22 protein-coding genes are annotated in these 17007 nt (G+C 68.9%); 18 read left to right on the top strand and 4 right to left on the bottom strand.

Going from position 1 to position 17007, the window contains the following annotated elements; genetic code table 11:
- Positions 1-11: 11 nt before the first annotated feature.
- From ACH34T_RS14920 to ACH34T_RS14885, 8 genes are all read left to right on the top strand, one after another.
- Positions 12-500, top strand: coding sequence for a sigma-70 family RNA polymerase sigma factor (locus ACH34T_RS14920; protein ID WP_395978858.1), 489 nt, complete (start codon positions 12-14; stop codon positions 498-500).
- A complete protein-coding gene (locus ACH34T_RS14915; RefSeq protein ID WP_395992684.1) occupies positions 497-1249 on the top strand; it encodes an anti-sigma factor family protein in 753 nt (250 codons plus the stop codon). The genes ACH34T_RS14920 and ACH34T_RS14915 overlap by 4 nt, the downstream gene beginning before the upstream one ends.
- A 73-nt stretch (positions 1250-1322) precedes the next feature.
- Complete coding sequence (locus tag ACH34T_RS14910; RefSeq protein WP_395992683.1) at positions 1323-1793, top strand: thioredoxin family protein; 471 nt, start codon at positions 1323-1325, stop codon at positions 1791-1793.
- 117 nt (positions 1794-1910) lie between these two features.
- Positions 1911-2024, top strand: a complete 114-nt coding sequence (locus ACH34T_RS14905) for a putative leader peptide (RefSeq protein ID WP_395992682.1) — start codon at positions 1911-1913, stop codon at positions 2022-2024.
- A 77-nt stretch (positions 2025-2101) separates the two neighbouring features.
- A complete protein-coding gene (locus ACH34T_RS14900; protein WP_395992681.1) occupies positions 2102-2539 on the top strand; it encodes a DUF4395 domain-containing protein in 438 nt (145 codons plus the stop codon).
- Entirely contained in the window at positions 2536-3375 is an 840-nt protein-coding gene (locus ACH34T_RS14895; protein WP_395992680.1) for a sulfurtransferase, read from the top strand. The genes ACH34T_RS14900 and ACH34T_RS14895 overlap by 4 nt, the downstream gene beginning before the upstream one ends.
- 35 nt (positions 3376-3410) lie before the next feature.
- Positions 3411-3725: a DUF1416 domain-containing protein gene (locus ACH34T_RS14890; RefSeq protein ID WP_395992679.1), complete on the top strand. Its 315-nt coding sequence runs from the start codon at positions 3411-3413 to the stop codon at positions 3723-3725.
- Between the two features lie 236 nt (positions 3726-3961).
- Positions 3962-5266, top strand: coding sequence for a hypothetical protein (locus tag ACH34T_RS14885; RefSeq protein ID WP_395992678.1), 1305 nt, complete (start codon positions 3962-3964; stop codon positions 5264-5266).
- Here ACH34T_RS14885 and ACH34T_RS14880 read toward each other — a convergent pair.
- From ACH34T_RS14880 to ACH34T_RS14865, 4 genes are all read right to left on the bottom strand, one after another.
- Positions 5151-5762: a hypothetical protein gene (locus ACH34T_RS14880; protein WP_395992677.1), complete on the bottom strand. Its 612-nt coding sequence runs from the start codon at positions 5760-5762 to the stop codon at positions 5151-5153. The two genes, ACH34T_RS14885 and ACH34T_RS14880, sit on opposite strands and share 116 nt — an antisense overlap.
- Positions 5759-6364, bottom strand: a complete 606-nt coding sequence (locus ACH34T_RS14875) for a hypothetical protein (protein ID WP_395992676.1) — start codon at positions 6362-6364, stop codon at positions 5759-5761. The genes ACH34T_RS14880 and ACH34T_RS14875 overlap by 4 nt, the downstream gene beginning before the upstream one ends.
- Positions 6361-7170, bottom strand: coding sequence for a hypothetical protein (locus tag ACH34T_RS14870; RefSeq protein WP_395992675.1), 810 nt, complete (start codon positions 7168-7170; stop codon positions 6361-6363). Before ACH34T_RS14870 ends, ACH34T_RS14875 begins: the two co-directional genes overlap by 4 nt.
- A gap of 86 nt (positions 7171-7256) precedes the next feature.
- Positions 7257-8486: a S8 family serine peptidase gene (locus ACH34T_RS14865; protein ID WP_395992674.1), complete on the bottom strand. Its 1230-nt coding sequence runs from the start codon at positions 8484-8486 to the stop codon at positions 7257-7259.
- Between the two features lie 191 nt (positions 8487-8677).
- On the opposite strand from ACH34T_RS14865, the gene ACH34T_RS14860 reads away from it, so the two are divergent.
- The 10 genes from ACH34T_RS14860 to ACH34T_RS14815 all read left to right on the top strand — a co-directional run bounded on the left by ACH34T_RS14860 (position 8678) and on the right by ACH34T_RS14815 (position 16979).
- Positions 8678-8977 carry a hypothetical protein gene (locus tag ACH34T_RS14860; protein WP_395992673.1) on the top strand — a complete coding sequence of 100 codons (300 nt, stop codon included), beginning with the start codon at positions 8678-8680 and terminating at the stop codon, positions 8975-8977.
- Between the two features lie 20 nt (positions 8978-8997).
- A complete protein-coding gene (locus ACH34T_RS14855) occupies positions 8998-10278 on the top strand; it encodes a hypothetical protein (protein ID WP_395992672.1) in 1281 nt (426 codons plus the stop codon).
- Between the two features lie 121 nt (positions 10279-10399).
- On the top strand, positions 10400-10702 hold the full coding sequence (locus ACH34T_RS14850) for a hypothetical protein (RefSeq protein ID WP_395992671.1): 303 nt from the start codon (positions 10400-10402) through the stop codon (positions 10700-10702).
- 53 nt (positions 10703-10755) lie between these two features.
- On the top strand, positions 10756-12126 hold the full coding sequence (locus ACH34T_RS14845) for a hypothetical protein (RefSeq protein ID WP_395992670.1): 1371 nt from the start codon (positions 10756-10758) through the stop codon (positions 12124-12126).
- Positions 12126-13001, top strand: a complete 876-nt coding sequence (locus ACH34T_RS14840) for a hypothetical protein (RefSeq protein WP_395992669.1) — start codon at positions 12126-12128, stop codon at positions 12999-13001. The genes ACH34T_RS14845 and ACH34T_RS14840 overlap by 1 nt, the downstream gene beginning before the upstream one ends.
- A gap of 77 nt (positions 13002-13078) precedes the next feature.
- Positions 13079-13360: a hypothetical protein gene (locus ACH34T_RS14835; RefSeq protein WP_395992668.1), complete on the top strand. Its 282-nt coding sequence runs from the start codon at positions 13079-13081 to the stop codon at positions 13358-13360.
- 798 nt (positions 13361-14158) lie between these two features.
- Complete coding sequence (locus ACH34T_RS14830) at positions 14159-14380, top strand: hypothetical protein (protein WP_395992667.1); 222 nt, start codon at positions 14159-14161, stop codon at positions 14378-14380.
- A gap of 251 nt (positions 14381-14631) precedes the next feature.
- Positions 14632-15129: a hypothetical protein gene (locus tag ACH34T_RS14825; RefSeq protein ID WP_395992666.1), complete on the top strand. Its 498-nt coding sequence runs from the start codon at positions 14632-14634 to the stop codon at positions 15127-15129.
- A 211-nt stretch (positions 15130-15340) separates the two neighbouring features.
- Positions 15341-15649: a hypothetical protein gene (locus tag ACH34T_RS14820; RefSeq protein ID WP_395992665.1), complete on the top strand. Its 309-nt coding sequence runs from the start codon at positions 15341-15343 to the stop codon at positions 15647-15649.
- Between the two features lie 34 nt (positions 15650-15683).
- Complete coding sequence (locus tag ACH34T_RS14815; RefSeq protein ID WP_395992664.1) at positions 15684-16979, top strand: hypothetical protein; 1296 nt, start codon at positions 15684-15686, stop codon at positions 16977-16979.
- Positions 16980-17007: the final 28 nt, after the last annotated feature.

The raw sequence follows: 17007 nt of genomic DNA, 5'->3' as shown, positions 1-17007 counted from the left end.
ATGAGGGTTTGCTGCGCGCCCTGTACAGCGAGCACGGAGGTCCGCTCCTCGGCTACGTCCTGCGGCTGACCGGCGGGGACAGGACCCAGGCGGAGGACGTCGTCCAGGAGACGCTGCTGCGCGCCTGGAAGCACCCTGAGGCGCTCGCGGGACGTCCCGTCCGGCCGTGGCTGTTCACGGTCGCGCGGAACCTGGTCGTGGACGCGCACCGCGCCAGGCAGGCGCGTCCGCCGGAGACGGGCATCGACGAGCACGTCATGATGACCGCGTCCGGCTCGGACGACATCGACCGGGCGCTGGAGTCCTGGACGGTCGCGGAGGCGCTGGCCGGGCTGAGCCCGCCGCACCGGGCCGTCCTGGTGGAGACGTACTACAAGGGCCGGTCGGTGGCGGAGGCCGCGAAGACGCTCGGCATACCGCCCGGCACGGTGAAATCCCGGACTTACTATGCGTTGCGGGCGCTCAAACTCGCACTGGAGGAGCGGGGGTTGGCGCCATGAACGGCTGCGTTGACGTGCGCACCTCGCTCGGGGTGTACGTGCTCGGCGCGCTCGACCCCGCCGAGCGGTCCCAGGTGGAGGGCCACCTGGCGGGCTGCCCGGCCTGCCGGGACGAGCTCGCCGGGCTGGCCGGCCTGCCCGCGATGCTCGGGCGGGTCGACGAGGCGCAGCTCGCCCAGCTCGCCGGACCGCCGCCCGAACTCCTGGACGCACTCCTCTCCCGCGCCGCCGAACGGCGCAGGGGACGCCTCCTGCCGCTGCGCCGGCGGACGTCCGGCGGGCCCGACGCCGACGGCCAGGGCGCCCGGCGGCGGGTCGCCCGCTGGACGCCGCTGATCGCCGCCGCCTGCCTGCTGCTGGTCATCGGCGCCCTGTTCGGCGGCTTCGTGTTCCCGTCCGGGACGGACGAGACCGTGTCGCCGCCGCCGTCCGCGTCCCCGACCGCCGACGGAGCGGAGCGGATCGCCGCCGCGAACCCCAAGACCGACATCAAGGGCTACGTGCTGCTCAAGAAGAAGAAGTGGGGCACGGAGGTCGAGCTGCATCTGGCGGGCGTCCCGAAGGGGTCGCACTGCCGGCTGCTGGTGATCGCGCGGGACGGGCGACGGGACGCGCTCGGCAGCTGGTACGTCCCGTACGACAAGGGCTACGGTGAGTACACCGGCTCGACGATGTTCCCGCGCGGGCAGCTGTTCTCGTTCGAGATCGTCGGCCTGGACGGCAAGCCGCTCCTCACCATCCCCGCCTGACCCCGTAGGACGCCCGCGGAAGAACCGCCCGCCCTCCGGGGTTGTCCTTGTCGATGAACGGTGCGTTGAGTCGATGAACGGTGCGTTGATCGCGGTCGCGGTGCTCGCCGCCGCCACGCTGTTCGGCCTGCTGTGGCGGCGCCGCGACGGCGTGCTGCGCGCGCCGCGGCGGCGGGACGGAGGCGACGGCGTGCACGAGGCGAACGACCACCTCCGGCCAGACGCCGCCCAACGAGACGCTCTCCGGCCGGACGACCTCGGCGCCGAGCTCGGCGAGAAGGCCACCCTCCTCCAGTTCTCCAGCGCGTTCTGCGCGCCCTGCCGCGCCACCCGCCGCGTCCTCGGCGAGGTGGCGGAGATGGTGGACGGCGTCGCGCACGTCGAACTGGACGCCGAGGCGCACTTGGACCTCGTCCGCAGGCTGAACGTCGTCCGCACCCCGACCGTCCTCGTCCTGGACGAGGCGGGACGCATCGTCCGCCGCGCGTCCGGGGCCCCACGCAAACCGGACGTCATAGCCGCCCTCGGCGAGGCCATCCCATGACCCCCCAAAGGCCCGTTCTCAGGACCGCGCGGAGGACCATCCCCGTGAGCCATACCGGGATGACCTGGGCTAAGACGAATGTCACTGTCTCGGAAGGCGAGACGGATGTGACAGCTTGTGGATTGTCGGCTTAACATCGTGTCCGTGCGTTACTGGACAGAGCAGACGCTGACGAAGCGCCGCGCGGTTGACTTCTGCCGCGTCGCCGCCTCGCTCTGTCGTATGGCCTGAGGCATCGAGCCCGTCCGCCCCCGAGCACTTCCACTTTCAGCTCGTACGCACGCTTCCACTCCGCCAGGAGCACCCCGATGCAGGTTGACCCGCGTGGGCCGCGCTTCGGTGCGGCGGTCACGACAGCGGTTCTGGTCGCGGTCCTGGTGACAGGAAGCTGGGCATTGCTCGCCGTTCAGGCCGTCGTGTTCGCCGTCGCGACCCTCCTCGGCATCCGGTACGCCCCGTACGGACTGCTGTTCAAAGCGCTCATCCGTCCCCGGCTCGCTCCGCCCAGGGAACTGGAGGACGCCGCCCCGCCCCGTTTCGCGCAGGGTGTCGGTCTCGCGTTCGCCCTGGTCGGGACGGTCGGTTACGCGACGGGGATCACCTGGCTCGGCATCGGTGCCACCGCCTTGGCGCTGGCGGCGGCGTTCCTGAACGCGGTGTTCGGGTTCTGCCTCGGCTGCGAGATGTATCTGCTGTTCCGACGTATCACCGCGAAATTCCGCTCCGAGAGGGAGGTCCCCGTATGAGCCGCTCAGACGTCCTGGTGGACACCGACTGGGTTGAGTCCCACCTGGACGACCCCGGTCTCGTTCTCGTCGAGGTCGACGAGGACGTGTCCGCCTACGACAAGGGCCACATCCGTGGCGCCGTGAAGATCGACTGGAAGACCGAGCTGCAGGACCCGGTCCGCCGCGACTTCGTCGACAAGACCGGGTTCGAGCAGCTGCTGTCCGCGAAGGGCATCGCGAACGACGACCTGGTCATCCTGTACGGCGGCAACAACAACTGGTTCGCCGCGTACGCGTACTGGTACTTCAAGCTGTACGGGCACGACAAGGTCAAGCTGCTCGACGGCGGCCGCAAGAAGTGGGAGCTGGACTCCCGCGAGCTCGTCACCGACGTCCCGTCCCGTCCGAAGACCGACTACACGGCCAAGGAGCAGGACCTGACGATCCGCGCGTTCCGCGACGAGGTCGTGGACGCGATCGGCAGCAAGAACCTGATCGACGTCCGCTCCCCGGACGAGTTCAGCGGCAAGCTGCTCGCCCCCGCGCACCTGCCGCAGGAGCAGTCGCAGCGGGCCGGGCACGTGCCGACCGCCCGCAGCATCCCGTGGTCGAAGGCGGCCAACGACGACGGCACGTTCCGGTCCGACGACGAGCTCCGCGAGCTGTACAGCGAGGCGGGCGTCGACCTGAACAAGGCCACCATCGCGTACTGCCGGATCGGCGAGCGCTCCTCGCACACCTGGTTCGCGCTCCGCGAGCTGCTGGGCCTGCAGGACGTGAAGAACTACGACGGTTCCTGGACCGAGTACGGCTCGCTCGTCGGCGTCCCGATCGAGCTGGGCGCCCCCAAGTAGATAAACCCGGCAGAGTGCACGGAGACGGAGGAGCAATGACCACCACCCAGGGCTGCGCAGCCCCCGAACAGACGGCCCACCTGCCCGCGACCGTCGACCTCAACAACGAGGCCGTCATCCAGGGCACCGTCACCCGTGACGGGACCCCCGTGTCCAGCGCCTACGCCCGCCTGCTCGACTCGACCGGCGAGTTCACCGCCGAGGTCGTCACCGGCGACGAGGGCGTGTTCCGGTTCTTCGCCGCCGACGGCGACTGGACGGTGCGCGTGCTGGCCGCGGGCGGCGTCAGCGTCGACAGCACCGTGACGGCCAAGACCGGCGAGGTCGCCGGCCTCCAGGTCGCCATCTGACCCGAGCCGCCAGGCCCGCGAGCCGCCAGGCCCGAGCGTCACGCCCGAGCCGCCAGGCTTGAGCCGTCAGGCCCGAGCCGCACGGCCCGAGCGCCAAACGCTCAAGCGCCAAGCGCTGAACGACGACGAACCCCGTCGCCCCGCCCAGTCGGGACGGCGGGGTTCGTCGTCTCCGGCGGCGGGCCCGCCGGGTCCGCGTTCACCCGGTTCGCCGCGAATCCTCTACGATCGGCGCGATGTTCGGACTGTCCGCGCGGTCGCCGCTGATACTCCCGCTGGCCACGCTGAGGCTCGCGGGACGGTTCGTCCTGCCGCTCACCCTGTGGTTCACGGTCGGCGAGCTGCTGCGCTACGGCGCCATGTACGGCGGGTACCGGCTCGGCACGATGAAGGGGACGGCGGCGACGGTCGCGCCGATCGCCACCATCGGCCTGCTGGTCGTGATCACCCTGGCGGTCGCGGTGCTGATGGTGCACAGCGTCCGCGAGGGCCTGGACGTCGTGCACGCCAGGGAGGCGGACGGCGACCTGACCCCGTGGGCGGTCGGGAACGAGGAGTCGGTGATCGGCGCGATGGGCCGCGCCGCGCTGCCGTTCGTGATCTTCTATCTGGCGTGGGGGCTGCAGGGCGAGGACGCCCGCGAGTTCGCCGACATGGCCACGGCCCGGGGATTCCAGGAGGGCGGCCTCCAGGGGCAGATCGACGCCCTCGGCATGCTGCTGTCGCTGGAGAAGCACATCGGCCTCGCGATCGGCCTCACCGCGGGGCTGTTCGTGGTGAAGGTCGCGGCGGAATGGTCGCTGGAGGAGCGGCTGCCCCGCGCCATCGGCGCGCTCGTCGCCTTCCTTGAGATCAACTTCGCGCTCTTCGGCATCTTCACCATCGACCACCTGCGCGGCAAGGGCGTCGACTGGTTCACCGGGCGGGAGGCCTGGGCGTGGGTGACGGACGTCGCCGGTCCCGCCCTCGACGTGTGGCCGCCGTTCAAGGACGCGGTCCTCGGCGCGCTGATCTGGCTGGTGATCGCCGGGGTGATCCTCGGCCTGGACGCCGGCGACGAGCAGGTCGTCCTCGGACGGAGCCGGACCGCGCGGCGGCTCGCCGCGGCGGGCGGCGTCGGCCGGACGAACAGCCCCCGCGAGATCCTCACCCGCGGTTTCCGGGAGATGTGGCTGCCCGCCTGGTACGGGCTGCGGCTCGTCCGCCGGTCGGGGATGATGCCGTTCGCGACGTTCTGCCTGCTGTTCGCGGGCCTGGACGTGGCAGAGGAGGCGTCCCGACGGTTCGTCTACGAGCTGATCGGGCCGCACGAGGTGACGTGGTGGATCCAGGCGCTGCCGTTCGTCGGGTACGGGACGGCGGTCGTCTTCGAGGTCCTGCGGGTCTGCCTGCTGGCGGCCGCGTTCAACCTCGTCATGGCGAGGGTCAGTGCTCGAACCGCAGCGAAGGCAGTGGGTCCTTCTCGCCCTTCCGTGCCGTCTTCGGCGCCTGGACCACCAGCTCCAGCGAGTCCGCCTTGGTTCGGGGCACCGTCCCCTTGACGGTGATGAGCATCGCGGCGCCCGCCCGCGGATCACTGTTCCCGTCCCTACTCGCCAAGGCCGACCATTCGCGGCCTTCGTCGTCGACGAGCCGGTAGACGATGCCGTAGGAGCCGACCAGCTTCGCGCTGGCGGCGTCCTTGGGACGGACGGCGACGGCCACGCGAAGGTCGGTCACATCGTTAGATTCGTCCTTCACCAGGGGCCGGGCCTGCTGCCGCCCTACGACCTTCCACTGCGCGCCGATGAGCTCGCCGATCTGCCCTGGCTGGACGCTGGTGACCTTCTCCCGCGGCTTGAGGTTCTTCTGGATGCCGTTCGTCTCGTCCACCCAGTGCAAGACGAGGATGGCCGGAACGGCGCACAGGAGCGCGATCGCCTGGAGGACGCGCCTGTCCAACGGCCGCAGGCGCCCTTCGGGTTCGGGGTCGGGGCCCGGTTCGTGTCCGGGCTCCGGCGGGATGATCGGCTGGGGTCTGGTCTCCGCCGCCGTCATGAGGTGCCCGCCTCGATGTCGTAGCGTTCGGCGGCGCGCCGGATCAGCTCGTCCGCCCGGGCCCCGGTGAGGCCGAGGTCGATGTCGGCGGCGGCGGACAGCTGCGGCAGCAGGCCGCCCGTCCCGACGACCAGGTGCGCCCCTTCCAGGCGCTTCTCCGGCAGCTCGAACACGAACACCGCCGGCGTCCAGATCAGCGGCTGGAACGTCGGCTGCGCCCCGCCGGACACGGAGGACGTCCGCGGGTCCTCCTTGAACGTGTAGCCGCCGGCGGTCTCCAGCTTCGCCGTCCTCAATTCCAGCGGCTCGCGGTGGCTCGTCGCTCGGACTCGGACGACGAGGTAGATCCCGTCCGTGCCGACCGGGGGCGGGTTCCCCAGGCCGAGGCTGGGCGCCAGCGACCTCGCCGCGTCCACCCTCTCGACCCGCACGCTGAAGTCGCGGTTGCGGACCTCCTCGCCGATCGCGCCGCCGCTCCGGATCGGCTCCAGCTCCGCCGCCCTGACCTGGGGCTTCAGCGAATGCATCCACATCGCGCCGGCGAGCAGCGCCGTCCCGCCGATCGCCGCGCCGCCCTTCAGGAGCACCATCCGCACGTTCATCGGGGGCTCACGGTGGGCCGGGGCGTGCGCTTCGTGACGCGCGGCGCGGGACGTCCCGTCGAGGGGCGCGTCGCGCGCGGCCCGGTGCCGAGGGACGGCCGCGGATTCGACCTGATGGACGGCTGCAACCCGCCGCCGACGGACGGCTGCGGCGCCGGGTTCACGCTCAGCGCCGCGACGGCGAGCGTGAGGCGGCCGACGAGCGTTTCGTCCTCACGGTCGACCGACCAGCTGAACGTGCTGTCGGTGAACCCGTGGTCGTACGTCCATTTGCGCAGCCCCACGGTGAGCTTCCGCGGCGCGTCCGACTGGCCGAGCTTCCACATCGCGGACGCCTCGACCGGCAGTTCCGGCTGCGCCACGCTCGTCTCCGCGCCGCCGGCGACGCCCTCGACCCGCTCGGGCTTCACCCATTTCCCGTCCTTCGTCAGCGCGGCGACGCCGTCCGCCAGGCCGCCCGTGTCGAGCGACTCGGTCTCCTTGCCCTGGTTGACGACCCTCATCCGCACGATCAGGAAGGGCTCCTTCTTGCTGCCGAAGTCGCCGGTCTCCAGCCCGATCCGCGCGTCCCGGACGGTGACGGCGAACAGCCCGAGGTCCAGCGATCTCCCGGGCGGCGCGGCCGGCTGCTTCGGCGCCTCCTCGAAACCGCCCGTCACCCACAGCACCGGGACGAGGACGGCCACCGCGCACACGACGCACAACGGCACCACCCAGCGCCGCGCGGACGCGCGCTGAGTCTGTTCGCCGGACGGCTCCCCGGACGGCTCCGTGGGAGGCGGCGGAACCGGTGCGTACGAGTGCATCCGCCCGATGGTAATACTCAGCCACGTTCCCGGGGTGACGGAAACGTCCGGCTATGCCCTGCCTACACCCCTGGGTGTCCTGCCGTTCATGCGCCTGACGGCTCGTCCGGGGCGTCGCCGGTCGACCGGACGTACCCGGGCCGCCACCCGCGGCGCCGTCCGGCCGGGATCAGCAGCCCGCCGGCCGCGACCAGCACGGCGGCGCCGAGCGCCCCGCCCGCGATGCCCAGGGCCACCTTGCGGGTGGTGGGGTCGGGCCGGTCGGCCATGGCGATCCGCACGGGCGGGCCCGCCGCGCCCTGCTGCCCCGGCCCCTGGACGTTCACCGCGGTGATCGCCTCCACCGGGTTGATCATGCCGTGCCCGCTGCCGGCCCCCTTGTTGCCCTCGGCGGTCCCCTCGATCCGCTGCCTGACCTGCGCGGGAGTGAGGTTCGGATGGGCCTCTTCGATCAGCGCGGCGAGGCCGGACACGAACGGGGCCGCGAAGCTCGTGCCCTGCTCAGCGACCGCGTAGTTGCCGTCGGGCGCCGTGGTCACGATGTCCTTGCCCGGCGCGATGACCGAGACGGGCGTCGACGGGTTGGAGAACGCGCTGACCTGGCGGTTCTGGTCGACGGCGCCCACCGAGATCACTCCCGGATAGGCGCTCGGGTACATCAGCCCCGGCATCTTGCCGTTCTTCGGATCGATGTTGCCGGCCGCCGCCACGACGACGATGCCCCTGGCGAGCGCGTTCTCCACGGACTTGCGCAGCCGCGGGTCGTCGCCCAGCGACTGGGTCGACACGTTGATGATGTCGGCGCCGAGGCGCACCGCGGCGTCGATGCCCTTGGCCGCCAGGCCGCTGTCGACGTTCTGCGCCTGCGCCGCGAACTTGATCGGGATGATCTTCGCGTCCGGGGCGACGCCGGCGAACGGGGTGACGCCCTGCTTGGCGGCGATGATGCCGGCCACCCAGGTGCCGTGCCCGAGACAGTCGGCGGCGCCGGTGCCCGTCACGTCGGCGCCCTTGAGGACCTGCCCGGCCAGCTGCTTGTTCGCCGGCGTCACGCCGCTGTCGACCACCGCGACCTTGACGCCGCGGCCGGTGACCCGCTCGTGCGCGGCCCCGAAGTTGAGGAACTGCTGCGCCCACGGCTGCCCGTTCTGGACGAGCTGCTTCTCGGACATGACCCCCGCGGGCGGCTGGCAGTTCTGCGGCGCCTTCGCGGCGGTCCGCGGGGCTTTCGCGGCGGGGGGCGCGGCGTGCGCGACCGGTGCGGCGTACAGGGGTGCCAGACATCCGGCCACCACGGCGACCGCCGTCCATCTCATCCCGGAACTCCTTTCGCTACGCACGACTGTAGAGGACGGAAGGAACGGTATGCCGGGTTCGGTCGGCACCCGGTAGACGGAATACGGCTGCGCATGATGTCCTGTCTCGCGGTATCAATGGCGATACGCTCTGCTGTGCACGAACGAATCACCGGGGAACATCCGCGTAGCGGAACGAGGAAGGCGGCGGCGTGACCGAGGTCTCAATCAATCCAGCGCGGATCGACCAGCACGGCAAAGAGATCACGAGCGAGATACGTCCCGAGCTCGACAAGGCGCGCAGCACCCTCAACGACAAGGGGACGATCGAGGGCGGCGACTTCAGCATCACGGGCACCATGGCGTCCATGGCCTACCCGATGGGTCTGCAGTTCGTCTACGAGGACCTGAACACCCACCTCGAGATGCTCGACGGGTTCGCGAAGAATCTGGCCACCACGGCGAAGAACTACGGCGGCGCCGAGACGGCCAGCAAGATCAAGCAAGTCTGAAGTCAGGGGGGCCCGCCGCGATGAGCGCATTCAATTCCTACGACACCCTCATGGGCACCGCCGACATCGAGGTCGGCATCGCCCAGTTCATTCTTCCCCCGGCCTTCATGATCGGGTTCCAGTTCAAGCTGAGCAAGGGCAACCCGGCCAACCTGGAGAAGGCGAGCCAGGCCTGGGACGAGGCCGCCCAGGCCATCGAGAAGACCAAGACGCTCCTGCAGCAGCGCGCGTCCGCCATCTCGGCCGCCGACTGGACGGCCAAGGACCGTCCGGCCTACGAGCAGAAGGTCGAGGAGTTCGCCGCCCAGCTCGACATCCTGCAGACCTACTGCCAGGCCGTCAGCATCGCGCTGATCTCGTTCGCCTGGGCCCTGATGATCTACGCGATCTTCGCCATCGCGATGGGAACGTTCCTCGCCGCGCTCGCGGCCGTCGCCGCCGCGGCCCTCGCCGGGATCATCACCGCCGGGATCACCGCGACCTGCGAGGCCATCGCCGCGACCTGCCTGACGATCACGCTCGTCGCCACCGGCATCCTCGCGGCCGCCGCGCAGATCGCGGCGATCGTGTTCCAGGGCGGCTCGATGCTCGCCGCGGTCGCCGAGGCGTTCAACGGCAACGACCAGGCGCTGTCCGACTTCATGACCGCGCAGGCCACCGGCTCCGCCACCGCCCTCGCCAACCTCGGCCAGAACGCCATCAACGGCGGCCTCGCCTTCGCCGGCTCGCGTCCGGGCGGCAAGGGCCTGCCGGTCTCCAACGTCGACCTCGACGCCGACCGCAACGCCAACCACACGTGGAACGTCGGCGGCGGCGCGACCGTCAAGACCCCCGGCGGAACCGAGATCACCGGCGGCGGCCACGTCAAGTACGGCGACCACGGCTTCGCCGGCGGCGACCTCTCCGGCGGCGTCAAGACCCCCATCGGCGTCGGCGCCGAAGGCAACGTCGAGTACACCGACGAGGACGGCATCGGCCAGGGCAAGGACGGCAACATCAAGTACGGCGGCAACGTCAGCTACACCACCCCCGGCGGCGTCCCCTCGGCCGGACAGGGCAGCCCGGAGATGCCCATCCCGACCGTCGGCGGCAAGGTCGGCATCGAGGGCGAGCACGATTTCGAGACCGGCGAGGGCAAGGTCACCGGCAGCGGCAGCGGCCAGTTCAACGGCGGCGACGTCGCCAAGGGCACCGGGACCGTCAACTACGACGGCAAGGGTGGCACCCACACGTCCGGCACCGTGGACACACCCGGGGGCACCACCAAGTACGGCGACGAGACCCCGCCGTGGGACAAATAATCCGTTCCATCGCCGTTCGGGATAGGTGACGAAGTCCGGCGCTCGGGTGCGTCCGGCGTGCCCTAGTATGTCCCGGAGCCTGACCAGGAGACCGCGACGCAGCCTGATTGGAGAGGCACTCTTGGCTCCCAATAAGTCCGCAGATCCGCAACGGATCGCGCTGCACGGCAAGGACATCACCGACCGCGTCGTCCCTCGGCTCACGAACGCCGGAAACGCGCTCAACAGCGACGGCACGTTCAACCTCGAAGGCGGTGATTTCAGCATCACCTGCACGGCCGCGTCCACCGCCTATCCGATCGCGGTCCAGTTCGGCTTCGAGGACATCAAACTGCTGATCGACACCGCCCAGGGCTTCGCGAAGAAGATCGACGCTTCGGCGAAGAACTACGCCAAGGCCGAAGAGACCAACACGCTGGCCTGAACCCTTCTCCGCAACAACTCCCGAGTACGACGACGTCATGAGGAGCGGGCAGCATGGCACCACAGAACGGCGGAGGCCCTGGCAGCAGCGGCGGCGGAGGCAATAGCAGCGGCGGCGGTACGGGCGGCGGCGGCACCGGCGGGGGGAACTCGTCGACGGTCGGGAGCCAGGGACGACGCGGCAAGGCCGCCGGCGCCGGTGGCGCTGCGGCGGGCGGAGCGGCGGTGGCCGCACTGACGGGCGGCTCGGCCACCGCCGTCGCCGAACCGCTGATGGACGCGGCGATAGCCATGGTCAGCGCCGCGGTCATCCTGCCGCCCGCGCTGATGATCTCGTTCGAGTTCCGGCTGTCCAAGGGCAAGCCGCAGAGCCTGGAGAAGGCGTCGGCCCAGTGGGGCAAGGCCGCCCAGGAACTGGAGCAGTCGGCGAACGACCTGCGGAGCCTGGTGCAGGGCATCCCCGACCAGGCCTGGAACATGGACGACCGCAAGAGCTACGAGAGCAAGGTCGAGGAGTTCTGCCTCCAGGTCGACGCCCTGCACAACTACTGCATGGCCGTCTCGATCGCCCTCGTCGTCCTGGCGTACGCGCTGCTCGCCTACGCGATCTTCGCGATGGGGATGGCCGTCTACATCGACGTCCTCCTGGTCCTGGCGGTGGCGGCGCTGGCGAGCATCGTCGGCGCCCCCTCGTACGGCGCCATCGTCGCCGCGGCCGGCACGGGCCTGACCATCACCCACGTCGCGACGGGCATCCTCGCCGCCGCCGGCTCGATGGCCGGCATGGCGATGTTCGGCGGCGCCGGGCTCACCACCGCCTACCAGGCGGGCCACGGCAACGAGGGCGCCGGCGCCGCGTTCAAGGAGGCGCTGGTGAACGGGTCCGCCGGGGCGGCGGCCAACCTGGTGCAGAACGCCGCCAACGCCGGCCTGTCCTGGGTCAACCGGTCCGACGGCAGCACGATCAACGGCGGTCTGCCGGGAGGGAAGTCCGCCGGCAGCAAGGGCTCGCCGATCAGCGAGGTCGACCTGGACGCCGACCGCAACATCAACGAGACCTGGACCTACGGCGGCGGCGTCAAGGTCAACACCCCGGCGGGCGAGACCGAGATCGCCGGCAACATCAAGAAGAACGAGCAGGGCTGGGCCGGCGGCGAGGTCGGCGTCAACCAGAAAGTGCACGACCCCACCGGCACCGTCAACGGTACGGCGGGCGGAAAGGTCACCTGGGACGAGAACGAGAACGTCGGCGGCGGCTTCAAGGCCGGCGGCGGCCACACCCCTTCGGGCAGCAAGGCCGAATACGAAGGCGGCTGGGACGGCAAGGGCGAATACTCCGACAAGTACAACGTCAACAGTCCCGCCTTCAACCGCGAGGGGTCCTTCAACAAACAGAAGGACGAGACGCCCCCCTGGGACAAATAATGGCCACCGGGCTTTTCACCAGTGCCGCACTGCGCCTGAACCCCTCGAACCTGTACGAGATCCAGGACGGCTCTTCCGGGACCGTCCTGGCCCGGCTCGTCGAAGTGGCGCGACTTCGTTCACCGCGAGGCAATGTGCTCACCGCCGACCGCGTCCAAACACCCCGCCTCACCTTCGCCGTCACGGCCCCCGACGGCACGACGCTCCTGTACTTCGACCGCGCCGAACATTTGAAACTGAGCCCCGTCGCACCCCAATCGGCTTTCATCGCCCCCGACGGCACGCTCCTGGCCCGAGTGGAATACGACAGCCATTCCACGTTCCAGGGCGGCGGACGAATACTCGGAACCACCGAGCAGGGCATGAACCTCACCCCCGCCGCCCGCCTGCTCGACGCGAACCTCCGGCCCCTCGGCGACCTGATCTGCGAACAGCCGCCCGACCTCGAACGCCCGACGCTCCCCAACGGAATAGACGCCCGCGTCTTCCGCTGGACCACCCCGGACGGTACCCAGCTGGCGGAACGACGAGACGGCGTCCTCTACCTCGACGCCCGGGCCACCGGAGCCTGGCGCCCCGTCATCTTCGCCTCCTACCTCGCACTCGCCTTCGAGTTCCACCTCCCGTTCGGAGACGGCCAAGCCACCGAGTCCGGCCCGGAAATCTACCCCGGCTACGCCGGAATCCACGCCGCCTACAACGAGTACCAGGCCAATTTCATGGCCGAGTACAGAGCCCCGGCCCGCGTTGCATTCGGCCAGAAACAGTTCAGGGCCGGCGTCCAACGAGACCAACTAGACCACCTCCTCAAAATCTTCGGCCCCATCGCCGGCATAGCCGCCGTCATACTCCTCATAATCAAACTCCTCACCTAACCCAACCCCGGCTGCCGTGCGCACGCGACAACCGCAAGCCGGACCATCGCCCTGACCACCGTGGCACGATGCCCAACGTGCCGCCTTTCGTGTATCGGGCCACCAAATACGACCCGGCGGCCCGTGACGCGCAGGGCCACTACGTCGCCAACCAGCACAACGCCAGCGACCACGAGTCGGTCGAGGCCGCCTATCTGGAGGCGGCGACCACGTCCGCCGCCGCTGGCCGCGCCGAACTCCTGGAGGAGAACCCGGTTGAGGGCGTGTCCCGCTGGTATCGGCTCGGCGACGGCGGGATCGATCAGACCCGGGAACGACTCACCCCCCCCGCGCCCGGGTGGCGGTTTGGCCGAATCTGACAGGTGATCCTGCTGCGGTGCTCGCCTAACTGCCCGCCGATCACCTTGCCCGACTGGTCTAGGAAGACCAGGACGGGCAGATCCGCGCGCCCATCACCGACGCGCCCAAACCCAGTCAAGAACACCACCGCGCTGACCTTCCGGCTACCTAACCCTTATGGCGGGACGGCCAGAACTGACCGGAACCGGGGCCGTCAGATCTGGGTGCGTCGGGAGCCCACGTCCCGGTAGAAGCGGCCGCAGGGGTTGATGTGGGCCCAGAACAGCAGGCTAGGGGCGCGGCGGTCCCCGGAGTGAACTTGCGGGCCCAGACGGGTCGCGTTGAGCACGGTGGCGATCGCAGGAATGCCCCCTTGTGGCCAAGCCACACCTTCAGGAGCAACCATCCGACTACGGGTCGATACGACCAGCTTGACGCCACTATGCGACGAACCTGAGACCCACCTGGCTGCCTTGCTGCCCGCCGTGGTTTCAGGATTTGGTCACTCCGTATCTACAGGTCTTGTGACTCAAACAAGCCGACGTGATCAACCCGCCAGCGCTCCAGTGATCCGCTGTGACGATGTCCAGCGCGTATCTCACCGGATCCGCGCCACGTACGAATTGTCGAGCTTGCCCGTAAGGTACAAGTTGCTGATACTCCTTACTGTAAGTGGAGTAGGTTCTGGCCCCTGCACTACGATCCATGACCAAATCACCCCGCTCCAGTTGCTTCCACCTTGACCATGAGAGTTGATGCATCACGGACGGATTGACAGTGATCCGCTCCTCGACGGATGAGGGCCGGACAAGTGGCGGATGCTGCAGTCCAGTGCGATGCGGAACAGCGCGCCTCAAAAGGTGGGACTGCGCATCAAGCAGGAGACGCTGAGTAAGAAAGTCGACTACACCGACTCGAGCGGGAGCCGAATCGCCCTCTTCAATGGAAAATGGCTGGACGTGAACCATCGGCTTCCGGACGTTCTCCGGCTGCTCGTCGTCGCGTCACCCATCGGGTTCGACCTGCTCGATGGTGCCTGACGCCCCGTCAGAAACGGCGCTGGCGGGCGAAGGGGGAATTGAACGACGCCGTCCACTAGAATCATCGCCGTTTCTGCCTGTTGTGAGTGAGGCGAGGTCCCGTGTTCGATCTTCCGATCGTGATGATCAAACAAGTTTCTGATCAGCCGGAATATGAAATAAAGGACGCGAACAAGCAGGTCGTCGGGAGGGCCGTCCGGACGGAGGGCCCACCGCGCCCCGCGGGGATTCGCGCGAGGTTCTCCGAGGCCGTGTCGCCGCCGCCTCCCGGCCGCGTGGTGATTCAGGCCGCCGGGGCGAACGGGGCACCGGCCTTCTCGGTGGTCAGCGATCCCGAACGGCCCATCGAGGTCCTGGACCCGAACGGCGCACTGATCGGGACGTACGAGAGCGACCAGGAAGCGGCGAGGACGGAGGCGCGCCGCGTGACCGCGTCGCCGCTCTCGGGCTTGAAGCGCGCCGTTGGCCTCGGCCATGCCATGCCAAGGGTGTTCTACCTGCTTCGAGACGCCTCCGGCCAGCGGCTGTGCGGCATCTGCTGGGAGCAGAAACAGCAAGGGCGGAAGGGACATAGGTGGGTCCCGACCAACGCCGACTTCACCGACGCCAACGGTGTGCAGATCGCCCGGCTCAACTATCTCCGGGCGACGAAGGCCGAATACACGCTCAAGATCGAGTACCGATTGTCCGAACCACTGCGGACCCTGGTGCTCGCCACCCCTCTGGCCTTCGCACTGGGGAGAAGCTGATCAACTTCCGGAGCCCGATGGGAATGCAGCGCACTGGCGTCCTGCTCAATCCAGCGTGTCATCTCGGGTCCTGCCGTGCGAGGCCGTGATCGGCGTAATGCACGGCGCCTGCGTGGCCGGGAAGATACCCTTGACCTCGGCATTTTCTACTTTTACATGGATTGTGGTGTTCCGGTGGAAGTCAGGTTGGACATTCCCGTACCATGGCGCCATGGGCGATAAGAAGTCCGTCGATGTACAGAAGTTGCAAGATCACAGCAAGGAAGTCAACCTCATCGCCGAGGACAATCTCAAGGCGGCCGCCAAGATACTGAACGCCGGCGGAGTTTTCGACCTTGAAGGCGGCGACTTCAGCGTTACCTGCGCGGCCGCGTCGTCGGCCTATCCGATAGCGGTCCAGTTCGCCTTTGAGGACATCAAGCTAGAGGCACGCACTGCCATCGGCTTCGCCGAACGGATTCGCAAGGCCGCGATGAACTACGGCGAAGCCGACGATGCCAGCAATGTCGGCAAGCGCTGAGCAGAACTCCAGAACCTGATCACGGGAGGCGTACGTGACGCCAAGAGGCGGCGGAAGCGGCGGTGTCGGCGGCGGGGCGAGGAACACCGGCGTCGGGGTCGGAACCGGTGCGGCCGGCGCGGCGGGAGCCGGTGGAATGCTGGGCGCCTCCACGGTGGGGGCCGCCGAAAGCCTCATGTCCGCCGCCACCACCATGGCCATAGGGGCGATGATCTTACCGCCCGCCCTGCTCGTCTCGTTCCAGTTCAAACTGGCCACCGGTAAGCCGCAGAACCTCGAAATGGCCAGCCAGGAGTGGGCCAAGGCGGCGCAGGAGCTTGAGAAGGCGTCGCAGGAGCTCCAGGCCAGAGTCAAGAACATTCCGACGGACTCCTGGACCACGGACGACCGCGCCCTCTACGAGAACACGATTCACGAGTTCTGCCTGGAACTGGACGCGCTGCACAACTACTGCATGGCGGTCTCCTACGCGCTCATCGGGTTGGCGTGGGCGCTGTTCGCGTACGCGGTGTTCGCCATCGGAATGGCGGCCTATCTTGACGCGCTCGCCATCGCGGCGGTTTTCGTGGTCGACTATCCGGCCTGCGTGGCGGCGGCCCAGACCGGGTTGACGATCACTTGGGTCGCGACCGGCATCCTGGCCAATCTCGGCCTGGTCGCCGGGGCCGCGATGGGCGGCGGCACCGTGGTCACCGCCAAGTATCAGGGCGCCCACGGGAACGATGGAGCGGACGCGGCCCTGAAGAAGGCCCTCGTTCAGGGCTCAGCCGGTGCCGCCGCGAACCTCGTGCAGAGTGCGGCCAACGGCGCTCTCGCCTATGTCAACAGGTCGAATGGTGAGGTATTCGATCCGTCCAGGAGGCCCCTGTCGGGCGGACAGCGTGATCCGCGTGTCGCCACCGGCTCCAAGGGATCGCCTCTCGGGGAAATCGATCTGGACGCGGACCGGGGATTCGACGGGACCTGGGACGTCGGCGGTGGCGCCAAAATCGGACTCGGGAATGCTGAGACGGAACTCGCCACGCACCACAAGATTCAAGAAGGCGACTACAAGGGCGGCGACGCCGAGATCAAGGGCAAGTACACCCATGGTCCGGTCGCTGTCAGCGGCGGGCCCAAGGTGGAGTGGGACGACAAGGGCGTCGGAGCCTCCGGAACAGTTGGCGCCGAGAATCCGCAGACCGGCTCGAAGGTCAATTACGAGCACGAAATGAGCACCGAAGGTGAGCACTCCGACAAGGTGACGTCGACCTCACCCGGCGGCAACAAGGAGTGGAACCCCAACCCGAAGAAGGAAGATGAGCCCCCGCCCTGGGACATCTACAAATAGACCCGCGGGCGAACGTCGCCTTTCCAGA

Origin of the sequence: Actinomadura sp. 9N215 (assembly GCF_044326345.1) — a bacterium.
Taxonomy (GTDB): domain Bacteria; phylum Actinomycetota; class Actinomycetes; order Streptosporangiales; family Streptosporangiaceae; genus Spirillospora.
This window is presented reverse-complemented; position numbering and strand designations above follow the sequence as displayed.